This is a genomic window from Slackia sp., assembly GCF_977041755.1.
Genome location: NZ_CDRRGL010000124.1, coordinates 1 through 5,139, shown reverse-complemented (window position 1 = coordinate 5,139; position 5,139 = coordinate 1). Strand labels below are relative to the sequence as shown.

Sequence of the window (5,139 nt, the reverse complement as noted above, 5' to 3'; positions counted from 1 at the left end):
GAACCTCCATGCCGCGGAAATTCGCGGGGCGCGTGTACTGCGGATATTCGAGCAGACCGTCGTAGAAGCTCTCGTCGATGGAGCTGCCCTCATCGCCCAGCACGCCCGGAATCAGGCGCACCACGGCGTCGATGATCACCATGGACGCAAGCTCTCCCGACGTGAGCACGTAATCGCCCAGCGAAATGCACTTATCGGCAAGCGTATAGGCGCGCTCGTCAATGCCCTCGTAATGCCCGCAAATAAACAGCAGGCGGTCTTTCTCGGAAAGCTCGGTGGCAACGCCCTGGTCGAACGGCTCGCCACAGGGCGTGAGGAAGATGGTGTAGGGTGCGGCACCCTGCGCGACGATATCGTCATACGCCTCAAAGATGGGCTCGCACTTCATCACCAGGCCCTGGCCACCGCCGTACGGGTCGTCGTCGGTGGTGCGATGACGGTCGTGCGTCCAATCGCGCAGGTCGTGCGCGTGGAAATCGAGCGCGCCCGATGCCTGCGCGCGCTTCATGATCGACTCGCCCATAACCGAATCGTACATATGCGGGAAGGTGGAAAGCGTATCGATGCGCACGGTACTACTCCTCCTCCGCTTCCGACATATCAACCAAACCGGCCGGCAGGTCCATGTAGATCACGCCCTCGACTTCGTCGATATCGACAATGAAATCTTCCACGAAGGGAATGAGCACCTGCTCGCCCTCTTCGGTTTCCACCACAATGAGATACTGCGTCGGCATCTCGCGCACTTCCACGATTTCGCCCACATACCCCTTGGTTTCGTCTTCCACCTCAAAGCCCACGATGCGCTCGGTGGCATACGAAGCGCCTTCCTCAAAACCTTCCGGCAAATCGGCGCGCTCGACAATCACGTGACTTCCCACGAGCTTCTCGGCGACATCGAGATTTTTCACGCCGGAAAACGCCACAAGCCAATCGTGGCCGCCGGCATGCGTTGCCTCTTTTACTTTTGCCTCGCGCGGCCCATCGATCGTGGGCGGCACGAAGTGAACGCGAAGGCCCTCAGATAAAAGAAAAGGAAGGCCCCGTACCGGGCGTACGGTGAGCCTTCCCTTCAAGCCTTGCGTTGCGACGAGTTCGGCCACATCGGCCCAACGACGCGACATATACGCTACCCTTCGACGAGTTCGACTTCCACGGCGTTGCCGTTGCCACATGCGGCAGCACGGGCGAGCACGCGAATCGACTTGATTACGCGACCCTGACGGCCAATCACCTTGCCAGCGTCGTCCGCGGCCACGCGAATCTCCACGAGCTCGCAGCCGTCGTTGGTAAAGGTGGAAGTAACTTCCACGGCGTCTACGTCATCGACGAGAGGCTCGACGATGCCGCGCACCAACTCGACGATGCCGGATGAAGTCTCGGCCATGACTACTGAGCCTTCTTGACCGTATCGATCAGACGAATAACGGTGTCGGTAGGCTGAGCGCCCTTGGCCATCCAGTCGGCAACCTTCTCGAGGTCGAGGGTGATCTCAGAGGGATCGGTGTTGGGGTTGTAACGGCCAACCTGCTCGATGTAACGGCCATCGCGGGTGCAGCGGCCATCGGCCACGACGACGCGGTAGACAGGATGCTTTTTTGCGCCATGGCGGGCGAGGCGAATCTTGACTGCCATTTAGAAAACTCCTTAACGTGTTTTACTACGAATTCAAAACATGCGAGGGAACATGATATCTCCTGCTCCCCCACTTTTCAAGCCGACCTCGCGAAAGATGTGCCCAGCGGGGCCGGTTTATGCGGGGTTTGTGAAGCCGAAGCTCCCAAACCCCGATTATTTGCGTGTGCGGCGGCGCTTAGTGGCGACGACGCGGGGTGCGATGCTCGTTGGCTTCGCGGTTGGAACGACCCGGACGATGGTCGGTTTTCTCGCCGCGGTCGCGACGCTCGCCGCGATCTTCGCGATCGCCGCGCTCGTGGCGGGGCGCCGGGGCGGAACCTTCAGGAGCATCGGGCTTCTCCAAGCGGTCGAGCGAGATTTTGCCCGACTTCGGATCGATCTCGATAACCTGGACCTTCACCATGTCGCCCATGGAGAGCACGTCCTCGACCTGGCCGACGCGACCATTGGCCATGCGGGAGATGTGCAGCAGGCCGTCCTTGGAAGGCGTGAGCTTGATGAACGCGCCAAAGCTCTGAATGCCAACAACGGGGCCTTCGTAAACCTCGCCCACTTCGGGGACCTTCACGATAGCCTCGATGGCAGCGCGAGCAGCCTTGCCGGCTTCCTGGTCGACGGACGCGATATGCACGGTGCCGTCTTCCTGAATCTCAATCGTAGCACCCGTGGAATCCTGGATACCGCGAATGGTTTCGCCGCCCTTGCCAATGACCTCGCGAATCTTGTCGACCGCGATGTGAATGGTGTCGATGCGCGGCGCGGTGTCGCGCAGCTCTTCGCGGGGCGCGGCGATTTCTGCAAGCATGGCCTGCAGAATGAAGTGGCGGCCAGCCTTGGCCTGCTTCAGCGCACGGCCGAGAATCTCGGTGGACAGGCCCTTGGCCTTGTTGTCCATCTGAAGTGCGGTGATGCCCTTCTCAGTGCCCGTGACCTTGAAGTCCATGTCGCCCAGGAAGTCTTCCAGGCCCTGGATGTCGGAAAGAATGACGATGTCGTCGCCTTCCTTAATAAGGCCCATGGCAATGCCGGAAACGGGAGCCTTGATAGGCACGCCCGCGTCCATGAGCGCCAGGGTGGAACCGCAGGTGGAAGCCATCGAAGAGGAACCGTTCGATTCCATGATCTCGCTCACCACACGAATGGCGTAGGGGAACTCGTCTTCGCTGGGCAGCACCGGCAGAAGTGCGCGCTCTGCGAGGGCGCCATGGCCGATTTCGCGGCGCTTGGGAGCGCCCATGCGGCCCGTTTCACCCGTGCAGTACGGCGGGAAGTTGTACTGGTGCATGTAGCGCTTGGATTCCTGCGGGTCGATGGTGTCGAGGCGCTGGGCTTCGTTGAGCAGACCCAAGGTGCAAATGGAAAGCGCCTGGGTTTGGCCACGCTGGAACAGGCCCGAACCATGCACGCGAGGCAGGTAGCCGGGACGAATGTAGAGCGGACGAATCTCGTCGGCGGCGCGGCCGTCGGCACGCTCGCCCGACTCGATGACCATGCGGCGCATGGCATGCTTCTCAAGAGCCTTGCAGGCGGCGGCGATGTCGCTGCCCCATGCGGCGCGCTCTTCCTCGGTGAAGTCGTTTTCCTTGATGGACGACTTTAGGGCCTCAACCTTGGCGATGCGCGAAAGTTTATCGGCATCGTGCAGGGCTGCGCTCATCTCGTCATAGTGGGCGTCGACGCGCTCAGCGATGGAGGCGTCGGGCACATGCACGGGATATTCCTTGGGCTCGGGAGCGACCTTGGCCAAGAATTCCGCCTGCTTCTCGCAGAAGGCGGCGATGGCCTGCTGACCGAACTCCATGGCGGCGAGCATGTCTTCCTCAGAAACTTCCTGAGCGCCGGCTTCGACCATAGAGATGTAGTCTTTGGTGCCAGCGATGGTGAGCTCGAGGTCGCTTGTTTCCTGCTCGGCGTAGGTGGGGTTCACGATGAACTCGCCGGTCTCGGCGTTGCGGGCAATGCGCACGCAGGCGGCCGGGCCGTCGAACGGGGTGCCGCCGCACAGAAGCGCGGCAGAGGCGCCGCCCACGCAAATGCAGTCGGGCGGGTTCTGGCCGTCGCACGCAAGCGTGGTAGCCACAATGTGGACTTCCTGCTTGAAGCCGTCGGCGAAGCCGGGGCGAATGGGACGGTCGATCATGCGGGCGGTAAGGGTGCCCTTGTCGGAAGGCTTGGCCTCACGCTTGAGGTAGCCGCCCGGAATGCGGCCGACGGCGTACATCTTCTCGATGAAGTCGACGGTCAGCGGGAAGAAGTCGTAGTCCTTCTGCTCCTTGGAGACAACGGCGGTGACCAGGCACGTGGTTTCGCCCTGCGTGACGAGCACGGCGCCGGTGGCCTGCTTGGCGAGCTCGCCGGTTTCCAGGCGGTAGCTTTTGCCGTACAGCTCGAAGCTCTCGACGATCTTTTCCATGTAGAAAGTTCTTCTTTCTCTTCTTCTTTGGAGGCATGCTCTTCATGCCCCTCGCGAGCAAGCGGGGCCCCTGCCCTGCCCGACCGCTATATACTGCAAAAGCCCGCCGAAGCGGGCTCCATGCAAGACTTAGATGTTGTCGCGAATGCCGAGCTTCTTGATGAGAGCACGGTAGTTCTCGATGTCGCGATCCTTGATGTACTTGAGCAGACGACGACGCTTACCGATGAGCTGCATAAGGCCACGACGGGTGTGGTTGTCCTTCTTGTGCTCCTTGAGGTGCTCGGTGAGGTGCTTGATGCGGTGCGTCATGATGGCGACCTGAACCTCGGCGGAACCGGAATCGCCTTCGCCTTTGCCGTACTCGGCGATGAGTGCCTTGACGGTCTCTTTGTCAATGGAACGAGTGGTTGCAGTCATTGCTCCACCTTTCTTGACACGCGAACGTGCCATCGCGCGGCTGTTGCGAGCCGCTTGCTTTCATTCGCCCAATGCCGCGAATCCATGCAGGTGGTGCGTGGAAACAAGGCCCTGGGTAATTGCAACCGTTGCAGTATATCAGACAATCCCTGCACTTCGCGGGAATTTCACAAGCTTCGAAACCCGAAAACCTACCGGACGCCTCCCCGCTGCGAAATGCCCGCCACGCGTGGGACGCTCGCCACCCGCCAACGACCGCCACCTGTTAAATGCTCGTAGCGTTTAACAGGTTGGCCGAACCGCGAACACGCCAGGAGCGCAAAAACCTGTTAAACGCTGCGAGCATTTAACAGGTTCCCGCAGACACCAACCCCAAGCCCGCACTAGCACGCATAGAATCGCCAGGTGCCGTCGACTTCTTCACGGCGGAGCTTGCCTTGGTTTTCCAGGTAGCGCACGCCAACGAACGCTTCGAGCATAGAGTAATATCGCGAAATCGAAGGCGCCGCACGCCAGGCGGTCACATCTTTCTGCGTAAGCGAACGCCGCGCCAACTCTTCCCCGCCAATGCCGGGGCACTCGCGTGCGGTCGCAATCATGCGGTCGCAATGGCGCAGCTTGCGCGACACGATATCGGCCGCGCGCGAACGCAGCGTTTGTCCGCCGAA

General features: G+C 60.9%; 7 protein-coding genes. All 7 read right to left on the bottom strand.

Annotated elements, in window-relative coordinates; translation table 11 throughout:
- Window positions 1-571: tRNA (guanosine(37)-N1)-methyltransferase TrmD (trmD, locus tag ACWI8T_RS08055; protein ID WP_449138567.1), on the bottom strand; the 571-nt coding region annotated here is incomplete at its 3' end.
- A gap of 4 nt (window positions 572-575) precedes the next feature.
- On the bottom strand, window positions 576-1,124 hold the full coding sequence (rimM, locus tag ACWI8T_RS08050; RefSeq protein ID WP_449138566.1) for a ribosome maturation factor RimM: 549 nt from the start codon (window positions 1,122-1,124) through the stop codon (window positions 576-578).
- Window positions 1,125-1,129: 5 nt separating this feature from the next.
- Window positions 1,130-1,387 (bottom strand): KH domain-containing protein, encoded by a 258-nt coding sequence (locus ACWI8T_RS08045; RefSeq protein WP_114616042.1) that lies wholly within the window; start codon window positions 1,385-1,387, stop codon window positions 1,130-1,132.
- A gap of 2 nt (window positions 1,388-1,389) precedes the next feature.
- The gene (gene rpsP, locus ACWI8T_RS08040) at window positions 1,390-1,635 is read right to left on the bottom strand and encodes a 30S ribosomal protein S16 (RefSeq protein WP_449138565.1); all 246 of its coding nucleotides are present in this window, start codon (window positions 1,633-1,635) and stop codon (window positions 1,390-1,392) included.
- A 178-nt stretch (window positions 1,636-1,813) separates the two neighbouring features.
- Window positions 1,814-4,051 (bottom strand): polyribonucleotide nucleotidyltransferase, encoded by a 2,238-nt coding sequence (locus ACWI8T_RS08035; protein WP_281667908.1) that lies wholly within the window; start codon window positions 4,049-4,051, stop codon window positions 1,814-1,816.
- A 129-nt stretch (window positions 4,052-4,180) separates the two neighbouring features.
- Window positions 4,181-4,471, bottom strand: coding sequence for a 30S ribosomal protein S15 (gene rpsO / locus ACWI8T_RS08030; protein ID WP_123219688.1), 291 nt, complete (start codon window positions 4,469-4,471; stop codon window positions 4,181-4,183).
- A gap of 383 nt (window positions 4,472-4,854) precedes the next feature.
- The coding region (locus ACWI8T_RS08025; RefSeq protein ID WP_449138564.1) for a hypothetical protein at window positions 4,855-5,139 on the bottom strand (285 nt) is incomplete at its 5' end.